The sequence below is a fragment of the Microbacterium sp. UBA837 genome (assembly GCF_002296025.1).
Classification (GTDB): Bacteria; Actinomycetota; Actinomycetes; order Actinomycetales; family Microbacteriaceae; genus Microbacterium.
This window is the reverse complement of record NZ_DBHD01000141.1, coordinates 1-16,765: the sequence shown is the minus strand read 5'-3', so window position 1 is coordinate 16,765 and position 16,765 is coordinate 1. Positions and strand designations below refer to the sequence as shown.

The 16,765-nt window shown below is 66.3% G+C and carries 19 protein-coding genes and 1 pseudogene; 17 read left to right on the top strand and 3 right to left on the bottom strand.

The genetic code is table 11. The annotated features are described in order from the left end of the window. The 4 genes from B3587_RS10385 to B3587_RS10370 all read left to right on the top strand — a co-directional run. A partial coding sequence (locus B3587_RS10385; protein WP_292728403.1) for a hypothetical protein occupies positions 1-282 on the top strand: 282 nt, incomplete at its 5' end. Positions 283-310: 28 nt separating this feature from the next. Next, positions 311-649: an amidohydrolase family protein gene (locus B3587_RS10380; RefSeq protein ID WP_292728401.1), complete on the top strand. Its 339-nt coding sequence runs from the start codon at positions 311-313 to the stop codon at positions 647-649. Then, on the top strand, positions 646-1,332 hold the full coding sequence (locus tag B3587_RS10375; protein ID WP_292728398.1) for an MFS transporter: 687 nt from the start codon (positions 646-648) through the stop codon (positions 1,330-1,332). Before B3587_RS10380 ends, B3587_RS10375 begins: the two co-directional genes overlap by 4 nt. Then, positions 1,329-2,846, top strand: coding sequence for a helix-turn-helix domain-containing protein (locus B3587_RS10370; RefSeq protein ID WP_292728396.1), 1,518 nt, complete (start codon positions 1,329-1,331; stop codon positions 2,844-2,846). Before B3587_RS10375 ends, B3587_RS10370 begins: the two co-directional genes overlap by 4 nt. On the opposite strand, the gene B3587_RS10365 is transcribed toward B3587_RS10370, so the two are convergent. Beyond that, positions 2,827-3,492 carry a DUF1028 domain-containing protein gene (locus B3587_RS10365; RefSeq protein ID WP_292728394.1) on the bottom strand — a complete coding sequence of 222 codons (666 nt, stop codon included), beginning with the start codon at positions 3,490-3,492 and terminating at the stop codon, positions 2,827-2,829. The genes B3587_RS10370 and B3587_RS10365 overlap by 20 nt on opposite strands. 141 nt (positions 3,493-3,633) lie before the next feature. On the opposite strand from B3587_RS10365, the gene B3587_RS10360 reads away from it, so the two are divergent. The 4 genes from B3587_RS10360 to B3587_RS10345 are packed head-to-tail and all read left to right on the top strand — an operon-like array spanning position 3,634 to position 8,669. Next, positions 3,634-5,160 (top strand): ABC transporter substrate-binding protein, encoded by a 1,527-nt coding sequence (locus B3587_RS10360; RefSeq protein WP_292728392.1) that lies wholly within the window; start codon positions 3,634-3,636, stop codon positions 5,158-5,160. Positions 5,161-5,203: 43 nt separating this feature from the next. Further along, positions 5,204-6,172, top strand: a complete 969-nt coding sequence (locus tag B3587_RS10355) for an ABC transporter permease (protein WP_292728390.1) — start codon at positions 5,204-5,206, stop codon at positions 6,170-6,172. Next, positions 6,169-7,062: an ABC transporter permease gene (locus tag B3587_RS10350; RefSeq protein WP_292728388.1), complete on the top strand. Its 894-nt coding sequence runs from the start codon at positions 6,169-6,171 to the stop codon at positions 7,060-7,062. Before B3587_RS10355 ends, B3587_RS10350 begins: the two co-directional genes overlap by 4 nt. Next, on the top strand, positions 7,059-8,669 hold the full coding sequence (locus B3587_RS10345; RefSeq protein WP_292728386.1) for a dipeptide ABC transporter ATP-binding protein: 1,611 nt from the start codon (positions 7,059-7,061) through the stop codon (positions 8,667-8,669). Before B3587_RS10350 ends, B3587_RS10345 begins: the two co-directional genes overlap by 4 nt. 28 nt (positions 8,670-8,697) lie before the next feature. Here B3587_RS10345 and epsC read toward each other — a convergent pair whose 3' ends face one another. Next, a complete protein-coding gene (gene epsC / locus B3587_RS10340; RefSeq protein WP_292728384.1) occupies positions 8,698-9,276 on the bottom strand; it encodes a serine O-acetyltransferase EpsC in 579 nt (192 codons plus the stop codon). Between the two features lie 2 nt (positions 9,277-9,278). Next, positions 9,279-10,217 (bottom strand): cysteine synthase A, encoded by a 939-nt coding sequence (gene cysK / locus B3587_RS10335; RefSeq protein ID WP_292728382.1) that lies wholly within the window; start codon positions 10,215-10,217, stop codon positions 9,279-9,281. A gap of 138 nt (positions 10,218-10,355) precedes the next feature. On the opposite strand from cysK, the gene prmC reads away from it, so the two are divergent. The 9 genes and pseudogenes from prmC to B3587_RS10290 all read left to right on the top strand — a co-directional run. After that, a complete protein-coding gene (gene prmC, locus B3587_RS10330; RefSeq protein ID WP_292728405.1) occupies positions 10,356-11,222 on the top strand; it encodes a peptide chain release factor N(5)-glutamine methyltransferase in 867 nt (288 codons plus the stop codon). Between the two features lie 105 nt (positions 11,223-11,327). Next, complete coding sequence (locus B3587_RS10325) at positions 11,328-12,035, top strand: L-threonylcarbamoyladenylate synthase (RefSeq protein ID WP_292728380.1); 708 nt, start codon at positions 11,328-11,330, stop codon at positions 12,033-12,035. Then, positions 12,032-13,189 carry an MraY family glycosyltransferase gene (locus B3587_RS10320; protein ID WP_292728378.1) on the top strand — a complete coding sequence of 386 codons (1,158 nt, stop codon included), beginning with the start codon at positions 12,032-12,034 and terminating at the stop codon, positions 13,187-13,189. Before B3587_RS10325 ends, B3587_RS10320 begins: the two co-directional genes overlap by 4 nt. Further along, a complete protein-coding gene (locus B3587_RS10315) occupies positions 13,186-13,653 on the top strand; it encodes a hypothetical protein (protein WP_292728376.1) in 468 nt (155 codons plus the stop codon). The genes B3587_RS10320 and B3587_RS10315 overlap by 4 nt, the downstream gene beginning before the upstream one ends. Before the next feature lie 165 nt (positions 13,654-13,818). Then, the gene (gene atpB / locus B3587_RS10310; protein WP_292728374.1) at positions 13,819-14,610 is read left to right on the top strand and encodes a F0F1 ATP synthase subunit A; all 792 of its coding nucleotides are present in this window, start codon (positions 13,819-13,821) and stop codon (positions 14,608-14,610) included. A gap of 42 nt (positions 14,611-14,652) precedes the next feature. Continuing rightward, the gene (gene atpE / locus B3587_RS10305) at positions 14,653-14,886 is read left to right on the top strand and encodes an ATP synthase F0 subunit C (RefSeq protein WP_292728372.1); all 234 of its coding nucleotides are present in this window, start codon (positions 14,653-14,655) and stop codon (positions 14,884-14,886) included. A gap of 29 nt (positions 14,887-14,915) precedes the next feature. After that, positions 14,916-15,470: a F0F1 ATP synthase subunit B gene (locus B3587_RS10300; RefSeq protein ID WP_228177661.1), complete on the top strand. Its 555-nt coding sequence runs from the start codon at positions 14,916-14,918 to the stop codon at positions 15,468-15,470. Then, entirely contained in the window at positions 15,470-16,258 is a 789-nt protein-coding gene (locus B3587_RS10295) for a F0F1 ATP synthase subunit delta (protein ID WP_292728370.1), read from the top strand. The genes B3587_RS10300 and B3587_RS10295 overlap by 1 nt, the downstream gene beginning before the upstream one ends. Positions 16,259-16,330: 72 nt before the next feature. Further along, a pseudogene (locus B3587_RS10290) lies at positions 16,331-16,765 on the top strand (F0F1 ATP synthase subunit alpha); the annotation flags it as partial.

The following is a 16,765-nucleotide window of genomic DNA, read 5'->3' as shown; positions in this document are numbered from 1 at the left end:
CTGATCTTCGCGGTGCTCCAGAGCGTGCTCTCGCCGTGGATCGCGACGGTCGCCAAGCGCAACGCACCCGCCTTGCTCGGCGGCATCGGCATCATCTCGACGCTCATCGCGCTCGTGATCGTCGTACTGATCCCCCGAGGCGGCATCAGCATCGGTGAGCCCTTCGTGCTCACCTGGATTCTCGCGCCCGTCATCGTGTGGCTGGTCACTGCCCTCGCGACGTGGCTGCTGCCGATGGTCTTCATCAAGAAGAAGGTCGAGGAGCGTCGCTCCGAGAAGTAGCGAGAGCCGCCGCCGGAGGCGGCAGACAGTGGGGGGTACCCTGCATGCCCCCGAACAAGCCGCAACCCTCGATGAGGCGCTTCGTGCTCACACGGTCAACGCCGCGTTCGCGCTGGGGCGTGAGCACGAGATCGGCTCGATCGAAGTCGGCAAGTTCGCGGACTTCGTCGAGCTCGACGCAGATCCGTACGCCGTAGTCCCCGACAAGATCGGTGCCATCGGGGTGCTCGGCACATGGCTCGGCGGCTCTCGGGTCGACCTCGGGGAGTTCGCGGCGGCATCCCACCAGGTCGACGACGCCGCGTTCGCGCAGCTGCGCACCTACGGCGTGCCGGCCTGCTGCCACCTTCCCGGGGATCACGCGTGAGCGCTGCCTCGCCTGTCGGTGCGGGAACCTCCCGCAGACAGGCGGCTCTGGCGATCCCGTTGCTGGGAATCATGGGTGGTGTCCAGACCGCTGACCCCACGATCGCGAGCACAGCGCTGGTCGAGTCCGCTCGCGCGCTGCAGATGGATGCCGGATTGCAGGCGATCGCCGCGAGCATCTCGACCCTCATGTTGGCGGCAACCGTCATCACGACGGGCCTGCTCGCCGACCGCATCGGCAGGCGACTGCTGTTGGTGCTTGCGTTAGCACTATCGGCGCTGGGAGATCTGATCGTCGCCGTGGCCTTCGATCCCGCGCTGTTTCTGACGGGACGCGCGTTGGCGGGTATCGGCCTGGGCGCGGTCTATGGCGCCTCGGTCGCCTACATTCGTGCGGTAGTTCCGCAGGGAAAAATCGCAGCGGCCATGGGGTCGTTTGCCGCCTTCAATGCCGTGTCGATGATCATCGTCAGCTTCATCGGTGGCTCGCTGGCGTCGGTCGATTGGCGCCTCGCGTTCCTCATCGTCCCGTTGGTGAGCCTGATCTCCATCCCTGCCGTGCTCCTGGTTCTCCCTCGCAGCCGCGGACGGCGCGCGGACCCGCGGACGTTCTGGGGCAGATCCTGCTCGCGCTCGGCATCATCGGTGTGCTGTACGGAATCTCACATGCCGGCGCGGGCATGACCTCGCCGCTGACATGGGCGCCCCTGCTGGCGGGTCTGCTGTTCCTCGGGATCTTCGTCGTGGTCGAAAAGCGCGGAGCCCATCCGTTCTTCCCGATCGAGCTGTTCCGAAACCCCGGGTTTGTCGCGGCTGTCGGAATGGGCGTCGCGTTCAATCTCGCGCAGGCTGTCGGCATCCTGCAGCTGGCCAACATCTGGCAATACGTCTACGGCTTCTCAACCGTCGAGGTGTCTCTCGGGCAGCTGCCGGTCACGATCATCTCGGTGGCCGCCTCGTTATACATCGGTCGCAGGCTCAGCGCCGGTCTTTCGCAAGCGACGGCGATCATGATCAGTGGGGGAGCATCGCTCCTGGGCTTTCTGGCGTTCGCCCTCATCCTGATCTCGCACGAGTTCTGGTTCTTCCTCCCGGGCATGCTGTTGATCGGCTTCGGGATGAGCGGTCTCGTGCCCTACGGCGCGCTCGTGCTGCGGCTCGCGCCCGCCGCGCAGTTCGGCGCGGTCACGTCATCGCGAACGACGATCGGGCAGTTCGGGTATGCCGTCGGGCTGTCAGGAAGCATGGTCCTCGTGGATGCGCTCACGCGCGACGGCGTCATTCACCGGCTGAAGGATGCCGGAGTCACCCCCGCCCGCTACGGCGAGGCGCTCGATGCGATCTACGCCTACACGCAAAACGGCACGATTCCCTCGGGAAGCAACGGGACAGCGCTGCTCCAGGGGGCTGCCGCATCGTATGAGGTCGCCTTCGTCACGACAATGGTGGTCACCGCCGCGATCGTTGGAGTGCTCTCGCTGCTGACCGTGATCGCTCTCCGGCGCTTCGCGGCCGGGAACATCGCGGCCGCGGGCACGAGCCGGCTGCCGTGGCGTGACGCGTGCGCGGTAGCCGATCTGAAGCCGCCCGGTATCGTTGCCCACATGACCCGAACCGCCGATCACGACGAATCGCGGGCGGTCGAGATCCTGGGTGCCGCGGTGCGCGACGCTCGACGCCGTCTCGGACTGAGTGTGCAGGCGCTCGCTGAGAAGGCGGGGGTGAGTTTCGGTCTCGTCAGTCAGCTCGAGCGAGGCCTGGGCAATCCTTCGCTGGTATCCATCCAGCGCCTGGCGGCGGCCCTCGGTGTCCCCGCCGGTCAGCTGATGGACGAACCCGCGGGCACGCTTGCGGTGGTCCCGGCCAGTCGGCGTCACCGGATGCCGCCAGAAGCAGACGTTCCGGAGCCTGAACGCGCCGTACGAGAGCTGCTGACTCCACGGGGCGAGTCCATGCTGCAGCTGATCCGCTCGACCCTTCCGCCCGGATTCAGCAATCGCGAGCGGCCGTTCCGACACATCGGCACCGAGTGCGTCACGGTGGAGCGCGGAGTCCTCGTCGTCACTCTCGGAGACCGTCGCGTGGAGCTCGGCGAGGGTGACACTGTTACCTACGGATGCTCCGAGGCGCACTGGTGGGAGAACGGGCACGACGAGGTCACGGTCGTGCTCGGCGCGGTCACTCCGTTCGAGCGCTGAGTGGCGCAGCCTCAACTCCGCGCTCGGCAGCCCGGAGGTCGATCAGCCGTCGTAGTTCGCGGAGCGGATCTTCGGCGTCGTCCACGCGCAGATCATAAGTGACCTCGCCACCGATGCGTCCGACGACGATCGCCGCGCTCTGGCGCCCGCGGGCATCGCCTCCGGCACGCTCGCCCGCTTCCAACATCGCCAGAAGGCGGTAGGCAAGACGGGCGTCGCCGGCTTTGCGTGCGTCAGATCGATCGTCCTCGTCGGCAGTTGCCATCGCTTCGAGCACACCCTTGCCGGTGAGGAGGTTCCCCGCGATCACGGCGTCGGCTCCGATTCGATGTCCCGCCCAAGAACTCACGTCGGAGCCCGTCAGGGCAGCCCCCGCACCGCTGTGCCCGAGGGCAGCGACTTGGCGCCAGGGGAACCCTTCGTCCCACTCCGGGACACGTGCGACAGCGTCGGCGGCGCTGGCTCCGGCGCTCATGGCGCTGAGCATCTTCGCGCGTAACGACGGATTCGTCCATGCTTGGCTCGCGACGGCGCCCACTCGCGGATCGACCAGGATGACGGCATTGCCGCAGGCAAGAGAGCGGCTTGCTGTGGCGGCGCCGATCGTGCCTGCGGTGGTGTCGCGAATGAGGGCGGTGTAGGTCACAGAATCTCCCGACGGGGCTGCGCGGCTTTGTGAAGATCGTGTTTCATCTCCAACGCGTGCTTGTTCTGCCGACAATACTCGCCCATACTGATCAAAACATCATCAAAATGATGAAACCCGATCCCGACCGATTGGCTCACCATGAACACGCGCATTCTCTCCGGCGTCGCAGGCCTCAGTGTCGCCGCGATCGCGCTCGTCGGCTGCTCCGCCGGCGAGCCCGTGGATCTCGGCGATTCCGGCTCGAGCGACAGCGTTCTCGTCGCGGCAATCGGGGGTGAACCCGACCAGCTCGATCCCCAGCGGACCAGTTCGTACTTCTCGTTCGAAGTGCTGGAGAACGTCTTCGACACCCTTGTCGAACCCGACGAGAACCTTCAGATGCAGCCGGCTCTCGCCGAAAGCTGGGAAGTGAGCGACGACCAGCTCACGTGGACGTTCGATCTCCGCGACGGCGTCACGTTCCACGATGGTTCGCCGTTCACCAGTGAGGATGTCGTCTACTCCTATCGCCGGATCATTGACGAGGAGCTTGCGAACGCGTGGAAGTTCGCCACCGTCACCGACGTCAGCGCGCCGGACGAGGACACTGTCGTGATCACGGTCTCGCAACCGACGCCCAACCTGCTCTCGAACCTCGGTGGATTCAAGGGCATGGCAATCGTCGAGCAGCAGAACGTCGAATCGGGAGACATCACCACAGCCCCCGTCGGAACCGGGCCCTTCTCCGTATCCGACTATGTGTCAGGCGACCACATCAGCCTGACGGCCAACTCGGACTACTGGGGCGGGGCGCCCAAGCTCGGCGGCGTCGAGTACCGCTTCATCTCGGAGCCCGCGACCGCCCTTGCTGCTCTCCGCGCCGGCGACATCGACTGGACCGACGTGGTTCCCCCGCAGCAGGTCGACGCGCTGGCAACGGATAGCGAGGTCACCCTGGGTCTCACTCCCTCCAGCGACTACTGGTATCTGGCGTTGAACGAGGCGCGCTCGCCGTGGAACGATCCGCGCGTGCGTCAAGCAATCGCGTACGCGATCGATCGAGACGCCATTGTGCAGGCGGTCAGCTACGGAACGGCGGCGGTCAACCAGCTCGCGATTCCTGAGCAGAGCTTCTGGTATACCAACTACGACGAGTACTCCACCGACCTCGACGCGGCGCAAGCGCTGCTCGACGAGGCGGGGTTCGAGGGCGGCACCCTCGATATGCTCGCCACCAGCGACTACCCCGAAACGGTCACCGCGGCGCAGATCATCGCTGCGTCGCTGGAGCCGCTCGGGATCACCGTTGAGATCCGTCAACCCGACTTCTCGACGTGGCTCGACGAACAGAACAGCGGCAGCTTCGACATGCTGATGATGGGCTGGCTCGGCAACATCGACCCGGATGACTTCTACTACGCTCAGCACCACACCGACGGTGCCAGCAACGCACAGAAGTACTCCAACCCCACGGTCGACGACCTGCTCGATCGTGCTCGGGTCGAAACCGACCGGGACGCCCGCAAGGACCTGTACGCTCAGGCGGCGCGGATTATCGCCGATGACGCCAGCTACATCTATCTGTACAACCCCTCCGTGATCCAGGTCTGGTCTCTGTCCGTCACCGGATACGAGACACGCGCTGACAGGGCCATCCGGTTCCGGGACACTGCGCTCGCGGGCTGAGTTCCCCGCGCGATCGAACGACCCAGGACGAGAGGAGGCCGAGATGACGAGTGTGCAGCCCCGCCGTGTAACGCGGTTCGTCGCCACGCGCCTCCTCTCGTCCGCGGTCGTCTTGCTGGGCGTTCTGGTGGTTGTCTTCACGCTCGTCCACCTGGTGCCCGGCGACCCGGTGCGTTTGGCACTGGGCACCCGCTACACACCCGAAGCCTACGAAGCTCTGCGAGCGGCATCCGGGCTCGACCGCCCACTGTACGAACAGTTCGGCACCTATCTCCTGAACGCGATTACCGGCAATCTCGGGGTCAGCTTCCGTAACGGCGAACCCGTGACCGCGACGCTGATGTCGCGGCTGCCGGCCACCGTATCCCTCGCGTTGTTCGGCGTTGTTGTCGCGCTCGTGATCGCCGTCCCCGCCGGTATCTGGTCGGCGCTACGGGAAGGGCGGGTCAGCGACATCATCGTTCGCACGTCGAGCCAGTTCGGCGTATCGATCCCAGACTTTTGGCTCGGCATGATCCTCATCTCCGTGTTCTCAGTCACGCTCGGCCTTCTGCCGGCGAGCGGGTACACCCCGCTGACAGAAGACCCGCTGGACTGGCTGCGTCACGTCGCGCTCCCGGGTCTGACGGTCGGCCTGGTTGCCGGTGCCATCATGACCCGCTACATTCGCGCCGCCGTCCTCGAGATCGCATCCTCAGGCTATGTGCGCACTGCGGTGAGCAAGGGGTTGGCTCCGCGAACGATCACGTTCGGACATATCGTCCGCGGAGCCCTGGTTCCCGTGCTCACGATCGCGGGAATTCAACTTGCCACCATCCTCGGTGGGGTCGTCGTCGTGGAGGTTGTCTTCGCGTGGCCGGGTCTTGGCCGCCTCGTCTACGATGCCGTAGCCGCCCGGGATTACCCATTGATCCAGGGCGCCATCCTGTTGATCGCCGTGATGTTCATCCTCGTCAACCTTCTCGTCGACATCCTGTATGCCGTGGTCGACCCCCGGATCCGCGTCTCATGAGTGCTCCTGTCGCCCCCGTCTCGGCTGCATCCGCCCGCCTGTCAGCGTGGCGCCTACTCGCGTCCAACCCGCTTACGGTCATCAGTGCGGTCATTCTCGCGATCGTCGCGATTGTGGCCGTGGCAGGCCCGTGGATCGCGCCGTATGGCATTAACGACATCGACGTTGCCAGCCAGCTGCAGCCGCCGAGCGCAGCCCACTGGTTCGGCACCGACGAACTGGGCCGAGACGTCTTCAGCCGTGTCATCATCGCGACCGGCACCTCTCTGTCCATTGCGGTAGCGGCTGTCGCGTTCGCCGTCGTGGTGGGCGTCCTGGTCGGCGTCACCGGCGGTTACCGCGGCGGATGGGTAGACCTGGTGCTCATGCGGATCGTCGATGTCATGTTCGCGTTTCCGGTCCTCCTTCTCGCGCTGGCGATCGTCGCGATTTTCCAGCCGGGGGTCTTGACCACGACGCTTGCGATCGGCATCGTCTACACGCCGATCTTTGCCCGCGTGGCCCGCGCCAGCACGCTCGCTGTGCGCACCTCGCCCTTCGTTCAGGTATCGCAGACAATGGGCACCCCGGGGCCCGTCATCGTCGCGCGGCATGTGCTGCCCAACATCGCGGGGCCCCTGGTCGTCCAGACATCTCTGTCGTTGGCATTTGCGATTCTGTCAGAGGCAGCGCTGTCGTTCCTCGGCCTCGGGGTGCAGCCACCATCACCGTCCTGGGGTGGGATGCTCTTCACCGCGCAGGGCTTCCTCGGCCAGGCCTGGTGGATGAGCGTCTTCCCGGGAGCCGCCATCTTCATCACGGCACTCGCGTTCAACCTGTTCGGTGACGGGCTTCGCGACGTCCTCGATCCTCGGCAGCGCACGCGGATCGAAGCGAGGAGATCCCGATGAGCGAACCCATTCTGCGTGTGCAGGACCTGCGCGTATCGGTTGGCGCCGCGCCCATCGTACGGGGTGTGAGTTTCGACGTCGCACGTGAGCAGACCGTGGGCATCGTCGGTGAGTCCGGATCAGGAAAGTCGATGACGGTTCTCGCGGCGACGGGTCTGATCGATGTGCCGGGCAGGCGGGTGAGCGGATCGAGCGTGCTTTCCCGGGCGGGGGAGCAAGTGGACCTGGTGACCGCGTCGGCCCGAGATCTGCGTCGGGTGCACGGTGACGCCATCGGGTTCGTCTTCCAAGACCCGTCTAGTTCGCTCAATCCCTATCTCACGATCGGCCATCAGATCACCGAGTCGCTCGAGGCTCACCGCGGCCTGACACGCCGTCGCGCGCGTGCCCGCGCGATCGAGCTCCTCGACGCTGTCGGGCTGCCTCACCCGGAGGAGCGGGTGGATGCCTACGCCCATCAGTTGTCGGGCGGGCAATGTCAGCGCGCCATGATCGCCATCGCGATCGCGTGCGATCCCGCTCTGCTGATCGCCGACGAACCCACCACTGCGTTGGACGTGACGACGCAAGCGCAGATCATCGATCTGGTGAGCGCACTGCAGCAGGAACGGGGAACTGCGGTGGTCTGGATCAGCCACGATCTCGGCGTGATCGGGCAGGTTGCCGACGATGTGATCGTGATGCGTGAGGGGCAAGCGCTCGAACACCGATCGGTGCTCGAGGTGTATGACCGTCCCTCCGATCCGTACACGGTCGAGCTCCTTCGTGCCAGGCCGCGTGTCACCGCGGGGAAGGGACCCGTGCCCGCCCCTGACGCTCCTGCTTTGCTGGAAGTAACGGACCTGGATGTGCGGTTCACCATCCCGACACCGGTCGGCAAACGCGAGATCCACGCGGTGGACGACGTCAGCTTCACTGTGCACCGGGCAACGACACTTGCCCTCGTGGGGGAGTCGGGGTCGGGAAAGTCCACGATCGCGAAGGCCTTGACCGGCTTGGTATCACCGGATGCCGGGTCCGCCACACTCTCGGGACGCGACGTTCTGGCTACTCGGCGGCAGGACCGTCGGCGGATCGCGATGGTGTTCCAGGATCCGTTCGCGTCGCTGGACCCGCGACGATCGGTAGCTGATGCCATCGCGGAGCCGCTCCGCGTGCATCGCTTGGCGGGACGCGGCACGCGCGATCGCGAGCGCCGCGTCTGCGAGTTGTTGGAGCTGGTGGATCTTGACCCGGCGTTCCGCTTCCGCTACCCGCACGAGCTCTCCGGCGGGCAACGCCAGCGGGTATCGATCGCCCGTGCCCTCGCGCTTGAACCCGAGATGATCATTCTCGATGAGGCGACAGCGTCGCTGGATGTGTCGGTGCAGGCGCGTGTCTTGGAGATGCTCCGTGCGCTGCAAAGAGATCTCGGACTGACCTACCTGTTCATCGCCCACGACCTGGCGATTGTTCAGGAGATGAGTCACGACGTTGTCGTGCTGCGCGAGGGCAGGGTCCAGGAGGCGGGTCCCGCGGCATCCCTCTTCGCCGACCCTCGCGAGGAGTACACCCGCGAACTGTTGGCGGCGGTACCACCCGAACGACCGCGCGCCGCCCGCGCCTGATCAGCGCCGTGCCGCGCTATCGGCGCCCTCAGATCTGGTAGTCGGGCATGGTCAGGATGGCGCGGGTGTCCATGCCGTCCTTGCGCTTGCGGGCTTTCGCCGGGATGCCGGTGAGGATGCTGTCGGCCGGCGCGTCCCGCGTGACCACGGCGTTCGCGCCCACGACCGAGCGGTCGCCGATCGTTATCGGGCCGAGGATCTTCGCGCCGGCGCCGACTGCCACCTCGTCGCCGATTGTGGGGTGGCGCTTGCCGCCCTCGCGCTGCCGTCCGCCCAGCGTGACCTGGTGGTAGAGCAGGACGTCATCGCCGATCTCGACAGTTTCGCCGATCACGACGCCCATGCCGTGGTCGATGAAGAAGCGGCGACCGATCCGTGCTCCGGGATGGATCTCGATGCCGGTGAGCCAGCGAGTGAGCTGTGACCCGGCGCGCGCAAGGAAGCGCGCGTTGCGGGTCCATAGCCAGTGGTTGATGCGGTGCGCCCAGATCGCGTGCAGGCCCGAGTAGAGCACCGCGATTTCGAGACCGCTGCGGGCTGCGGGGTCTCGAAGCTTCGCCGCAGCGATGTCCTCGCGGACGCGGCCGACGACGTGGAGCACTCCCACGCTCAGTCCTCGCGCAGGTGCTCGAACAGGGCAGTTGACAGGTAGCGCTCGCCGTTGGAGGGGATGACCACGACGATGTTCTTGCCCGCAGCCTCGGGTCGGGCCGCGACCTGGAGGGCAGCCCACACTGCAGCACCGCTGGAGATGCCCACGAGAATGCCGTCCTTCGTGCCCACGGCGCGGGCGGTGGTGATCGCGTCGTCGAACTCGACGTCGATCACCTCATCGATGACATCCTGATCGAGGATCTCGGGGATGAAGTTCGGGCCGATGCCCTGGATCTTGTGGGGACCGGGGCGCCCCTCGGTCAGCAGCGGGGAATCCTTCGGCTCGACAGCGACGACCTTGACGCCGGGCACGCGCTCCTTGAGGACCTGGCCGACGCCCGTGATCGTGCCACCCGTGCCGATACCGGCAACGAAGTAGTCGACCTTGCCGTCGGTGTCACGCAGGATCTCTTCAGCGGTGGTCTTGCGGTGGATGGCGGGGTTCGCCTCGTTGGCGAACTGCTTGGCCAGAACCGCACCCGGCGTTTCGGCGGCGATCTCCTCGGCCTTCGCGACAGCGCCCTTCATGCCCTGAGCCGGGTCGGTCAGCACGAGTTCGGCGCCGTAACCCTTGAGCAGAAGCTTGCGCTCGGTCGACATCGACGAGGGCATCGCCAGGATGACCTTGTAGCCGCGTGCCGCGCCTACCATGGCCAGCGCGATTCCGGTGTTGCCGCTGGTCGCCTCGACGATCGTGCCGCCCGGGGGGAGCTCGCCCGCGGCTTCGGCGGCATCCACGATCGCAATGCCGAGGCGGTCCTTGACGCTGGATGCGGGGTTGTAGAACTCGAGCTTTGCCAGCACGGTGCCATCGACGCCCTCCGCGACGCGGTTCAGGCGGACGAGCGGGGTGTTTCCGAACGCACTGGTGATGTCGTTGTGGATGCCGGTCATTTCGGGGCCTTTCGGGCGACGTGGGTGACGACCATTCAGCTTAGGCGAGCCTCACCGGCAGGGGCCCGATTGTGACGAAGAACGTCCCGGGGTCCTAGGCTTGGGGCGCTCATGCCTGCCCAGAATCTTTCCGATGACATGCGTCCCCGCGAGATCGCCGTGTCTGTCGCGGACGCCACCGATACGCTCACTGCTGCCGGAATCGCGGATGCCCGCGTTGATGCCGAGCTTCTGCTGGCACACGTGATGGATGTGGGCCGCGGTGAGCTGCAGGCAGCTGCCCTTCGCGGCGACACCCTGGACGAGGCATCCGACGCGCACTTCCGAGACCTTGTGGCACGCCGTGCGAGTCGGGAGCCGCTGCAACACATCACCGGCACCGCGCCGTTTCGCCACCTCGAGCTGCGGGTAGGGCCAGGGGTGTTCGTACCGCGGCCCGAGACCGAGACGCTCGTGCAGATCGCGCTGGATGCGCTGCTCGCGGCAGCGTCACCGTCACCGATCGCCGTCGACCTCGGCACCGGCTCGGGGGCCATAGCCCTCGCGCTTGCGACGGAGGCTCCGCACTCCCGAGTCTTCGCCGCCGAGAACGCCGTCGATGCCTTCGTCTGGGCCAAGGAGAACTTCGCCGACGTCGGTGCCGAGAACGCCACCCTCGCCTTCATCGATCTCGCGCGCGCCTTTCCCGACCTCGACGGGATGGCGTCAGTGGTCGTGAGTAACCCGCCGTACGTGCCGGATGCCGCGGTGCCCCGCGATCCCGAAGTGCGGTGGTTCGATCCGCCGACCGCCCTCTATGGGGGACCAGATGGCTTGGGCATCGTCCGGCAGGTCAGTGCGACGGCGCTTCGCCTTGCTCACCCGGGCGGAATCGTCGCGATCGAGCACGGCGAGAGCCAGGGCGCTGAGATCCGCGAGCTGCTGAGCGCCGACGGCTGGCGCGCGCCCGCCACCCACATGGATCTCACGCGCCGCGACCGAGTCACCACCGCGCTGCATCCGTAACCGCCCGCGCTTCCCGCCGCGCCCCGCGCTTCCCGCCGCGCCCCGCGCTTCCCCAGCGTCCGCGCTTCCCGGAATCGCCCGCCGCTTCCGTAGACTGAGCAAGCCATGTCCGACATCTTCGACTGCCGCGACGACGCCCAGCTCTTGCCCGGCATGAGACAGGCGCGCCAAGCGATCGGCAGGGGCGCCCTCGTCGTCATCCCCACCGACACCGTCTACGGCGTGGCCGCCGACGCCTTCAATGCTGCCGCTGTGCAGCGGCTGCTGGACGCCAAGGGCCGCACCCGAGAATCGCCACCGCCCGTGCTCGTTGCGGGAACCGCCATGGTGCGCGCACTCGTTGCCGACCTGCCAGAGCCGGTGGAGCGACTCATCGAGAAGTTCTGGCCGGGAGGGCTCACGATCGTGCTGCCCGCTCAGCCTTCGTTGACCTGGGACCTGGGGGAGACCCGCGGCACCGTTGCGGTTCGGATGCCCGATCACCGCATCGCTCTCGAACTCATCGAAGAGACCGGTCCGCTCGCGGTCTCCAGTGCGAATCTGACCGGCGAGGCCGCTGCCGTCGACGTGCTGAGCGCACACCAGATGCTCGGTGACCGGATCGACGTCTACCTGGATTCGGGCCCCGTCGCCACGGGAGTCCCTTCGACGATCCTCGACGCCACGGGACTGGCGCGACGCGAGCCGGGAACCGCGCGAATCCTTCGGATCGGCGCCGTGAGCGCCGATGAGATCCGCGAGGTGATCGGCGATCTGCTCGAGGACCCCGCCGCACCGGTCGAGACGGATGCCGACGACGCCGGATCCGCGTGAAGCAATACCTGTTCGTCGTTATCCTGACCGCGACCATCACCCTCGTGTTGGCGTGGGCGGTGTGGCAGTTGAGCATGCGCTACAAGCTCTATCCCGGCATCCGGGAGCGCGATGTGCACAAGACGCCGACGCCGCGGCTCGGTGGCGTCGCCATGTACATCGGCATCGTCGCCGCGTTTCTGGCCTCGTCACAGCATCCGTTCTTCTCGATCTTCTGGGCAGACCCCGCTGCGGTGTGGGCGATCCTCGGCGCAACGACGCTCATCGTCCTCGTCGGTGTCGCCGATGACATCTGGGACCTCGACTGGATGATCAAACTCGGCGCGCAGTTCGCGGCGGCGGGAATCATCGCCTGGTTCGGCAAGCTGCAGATCCTCTCGCTCCCGATCGGCGGGCTGACTGTCGGCTCGAGCTGGATGAGCTTCGTGCTCACGGTCCTGTCGATCGTGATCGTGATGAACGCCGTCAACTTCATCGACGGGCTCGACGGGCTCGTCGCCGGTGTCGCCCTCATCGCCAACGGGGTCTTCTTCGCGTACTCGTACCTGCTCGTCCGAGACGCCGGCGCGACCACCTACTTCAACCTCGCATCCTTCATCGCCGCAGCGCTCATCGGGGCCTGTATCGGGTTCCTTCCGCTGAACTGGACGCCCGCGAAGCTCTTCATGGGAGACAGCGGAGCCCTGATGCTGGGCCTGCTGATGGCAGTGTCGGCCATCGCGATCACCGGTCAGATCACCCCGTCACAGCTCGATCCCGACAACTTCGGAAGGTCGCAGCTGCTCGGCGCGTTCATCCCGATCCTGCTGCCGATCACGATCGTGCTGCTGCCGCTGCTGGATTTCGGTCTTGCGATCATCCGTCGTGTCGGCGCCGGGAAGTCGCCGTTCTCGCCCGACCGTAAGCACCTGCACCACCGGATGCTCGACATGGGCCACAGCGACCGTACGGCAGTGCTCATCTTCTATGCCTGGACGGCGATCATTGGCCTTGCGATGCTGCTGATGTACATCGGAACCGCATCCGACTGGCCGGGGGAGTACCTCCTCGGCGTCGGGTTCGGAGTCGTCGGCGCTATCGCCTGCCTCGTTGTCACCCTCATGCCCCCGGGGCGCCGCCCCGCACCCGTCACCACCGCCCAGGAGGCCTCGTGAGCACCGTGTCAAGCACCCCGATCCTGCGTACGACGGTGATCTGGTCGGCGATCGTGACCGGCGTGCTCGCCGTGGTCGGTGCCCTCGTCGGCTACCTCGCCGCCGGCGAGTCCGGGCTCTGGAGCGCGCTGCTCGGCGTGCTGCTGGCAGCGGTGTTCCTCGGGATCACGAGTGTCAGCATCCTGATCGCCAACCGGTGGTTCGGAACCGACCTGTACGTTCCGATCTTCTTCGGCATCGTGCTCGGTGGCTGGCTGCTGAAATTCATCGTGTTCCTGGTCGTGCTGTTCGTGGTGCGCGACCAGCCGTGGGTGAACTCGCTCGTGTTCTTCCTTGCCATCGTCGCGGGGATCCTCGCTTCGCTCGCCGTGGACGTCATCGTGCTCACTCGGATGCGGTTGCCGTACGCAAGTGACACGAAACTGCCGACCGCCGACCCGGAGGACACCTCCGGAAGGGAGTGACGCGGCGCCGGGAGCCCTTCGGGTTTGCTAATGTTGTGTTGCGCCCGCCCGTTCGCCTGACGAGCGCTGCCGGGACCGCTAACTCATCGCCCATCGTCGCAACGGCTTATCCCCGGTGCCCCGAAGCTGGAGCCAGCGCTGTTTACTCAAGCTGCGAGCCTTATCGTGTCCACTGCCGAAGATGGCGGGGGTTTCCACGGACCGTCTGTCGATGAGTTCTTCCCGGAGCCGATCTTCCAGCTCTTCGGGATCGAGGCTCTCTCGATCACGCGCATCAACCTCATCCAGTTCTTCGCGACGATCGTCATCGTCCTCATCTTCTGGCTCGGCACCCGTCGGATGCGGGTAGTCCCCGGGCGCTTCCAGAGCCTGGTCGAGATGGGCCTGGACTTCGTGCGCGTCAACATCGCCGAAGATCTCCTGGGCAAGAAGGACGGCCAGCGGTTCCTGCCGATCCTCACGACGATGTTCTTCATGATCCTGTTCATGAACATCACGGGAATCATCCCGTTCATGAACATCGCCGGCACCAGCGTCATCGCCGTGCCCTTGGTGCTCGCGATCATCAGCTACGTGACGTTCATCTACGCCGGTATCCGCAAGAGCCCGAAGAACTTCTTCAAGAACTCGCTGTTCCCCTCGGGTGTTCCGTGGCCGATCTACATCATCGTCACCCCGATCGAGCTGATTTCAACCTTCATCATCCGTCCGGTGACGCTGACTCTCCGTCTGCTTATGAACATGATGGTCGGTCACCTCCTGCTCATCCTCTTCTTCGCGGCTACCCAGTTCTTCCTCTTTGACCTCGGTGGCTGGTGGTCGGCTCTGGCAGCCGGCAGCCTCGCCTTCGGGTTCGTCTTCACTCTGTTCGAAATCCTGGTGGCCGTCCTCCAGGCCTATGTCTTCGCCCTCCTCACCGCGGTCTACATCCAGCTCGCGGTGGCGGAAGAGCACTAAGCGGGTCGGCCCGAAGCCGCCCTCAACCGAAAGGAAAAATCCGTGGACGCAACTACGGTTCTCGCCCAGGTCACCGGCAACGTCGCGACGATGGGCTACGGCCTCGCCGCCATCGGCCCGGCCATCGGCGTGGGCATCGTCGTCGGCAAGACGATCGAGGGCGTCGCTCGTCAGCCCGAGCTCGCCGGTCGCCTCCAGGTGCTGATGTGGATCGGTATCGCCTTCACCGAGGCGCTGGCGTTCATCGGTATCGCCACCTACTTCATCTTCGTCTGATCCGACTCACCCAGCCTTAAGGAGACAGGATGCTCACGGCTCTTGTCACGTACGCCGCCGAAGAGGGGGCTGCGCACAACCCGCTCATCCCGGCGTGGTACGACATCATCTGGTCGTCGGTGTGCTTCATCGTCATCCTCGTGCTGTTCTGGCTGTACGCTCTGCCGCGGATGAAAAAGCTGCTCGACGAGCGTTCTGCGGCGATCGAAGGCAACATCGCCAAGGCCGACGAGGCCCAGCGCAAGGCTGAGGCCGCCCTCGAGGAGTACACCGCGCAGCTGGCTGATGCCCGCCGCGAGGCTGGTGAAATCCGCGACGCCGCCCGCGAGGACGGCAAGAAGATCGTCGCCGAGGCCAAGGAGAGCGCGTCTGCCGAGGCCGCGCGCCTGACGGCTGCCGCGCACGCTCAGATCGACGCCGAGCGCCAGACCGCGTTCGTGTCGCTGCGCGGCGAAGTTGGCACCCTGGCCCTCGACCTCGCCGGCGGTGTGATCGGTGAGACCCTGTCGGACGACGCTAAGGCCAAGGCCGTCGTCGACCGCTTCCTCGCCGATCTCGAGGCATCCGAGACGGCGGCGAAGTAATGGGTAGCGCGACGAATCAGGCGCTCGCGGAAACGACCGCGGCGCTGGCTGCGGCTCGTGGCGTCGACCTGACCGTCGCCCGCGAGCTCTTCGTCGCCGCGCGTGAGCTCGGCCAGACCTCGCAGCTCAGCGGCGCGCTGGCCGATTCAGCGGCGGCGCCCGCCGCCCGCGCGAAGGTGATCACCGATGTCTTCGGGCCGTCGATGGCTCCGGCGACAGTCGGTCTGCTCACCAACGCCGTCCAGCAGCGGTGGTCATCGGCATCCGATCTCATCGACGGGATCGAGGAGCTCGCTGTGCGCGCCGCCACGATCGCGTCCGATGCAGACGTCGAGTCCGAGCTGTTCGAGTTCTCCCGCACGGTCGCGGCGAACCCGGAGCTCGAACTCGCACTGGGGAGTCGCCTCGGTGATGCCTCGGCAAAGGGCGACCTCGTAGCAAAGCTGCTGACCGGACGCGCGAGCGAGGCGACGGTCCTCGTCGCGTCTTCGCTTGTGCAGCAGCCGCGCGAGCGCCGTGTGCGCCAGCTGTTGTCGCGCGCGATCCGCATCGTCGCCGACGAACGCGGCCGCGCTGTCGCCACGGTCACCGCAGCGGCTGCGCTGAGCGCGGAACAGGCGAGCCGCCTGACCGAGCTGCTCAGCCGTCGCTACGGCACCAAGATCTCCCTGAACACCGTGATCGACCCGACAGTGGTCGGCGGCCTGCGCGTGCAGATCGCCGATGACGTCATCGACATGAGTGTTTCCTCCCGGCTCGCCGACCTCCGTCAGCGACTGGCCGGCTAACGACACCGCCGACAGGCGCAGACTTCGGGTCCGACGCACGGAACCCGAGAAGGACCTTAACGAAGGAAGACCATGGCAGAACTCTCCATCAGCCCCGACGTCATCCGTGACGCGCTGAAAGACTTCGTCGCGGCCTACGAGCCCTCCGGGGCAGCGGCCAACGAGGTCGGCACCGTCATCGACGCCGCCGACGGCATCGCCCATGTCGAGGGTCTCCCCGGCGTCATGGCCAACGAGCTGGTGACCTTCGCCGACGGCACGCAGGGCCTCGCCCTGAACCTCGACGAGCACGAGATCGGTGTCGTCGTCCTCGGCGACTTCGCCGGCATCGAGGCGGGTCAGCAGGTCACGCGTACCGGCGAGGTGCTCTCGGTTCCCGTCGGCGACGGCTACCTCGGCCGCGTCGTCGACCCGCTCGGCAACCCGATCGACGGTCTCGGCGAGGTGGCCACGGAAGGCCGCCGCGCCCTCGAGCTGCAGGCGCCGGGCGTCATGCAGCGCAAGAGC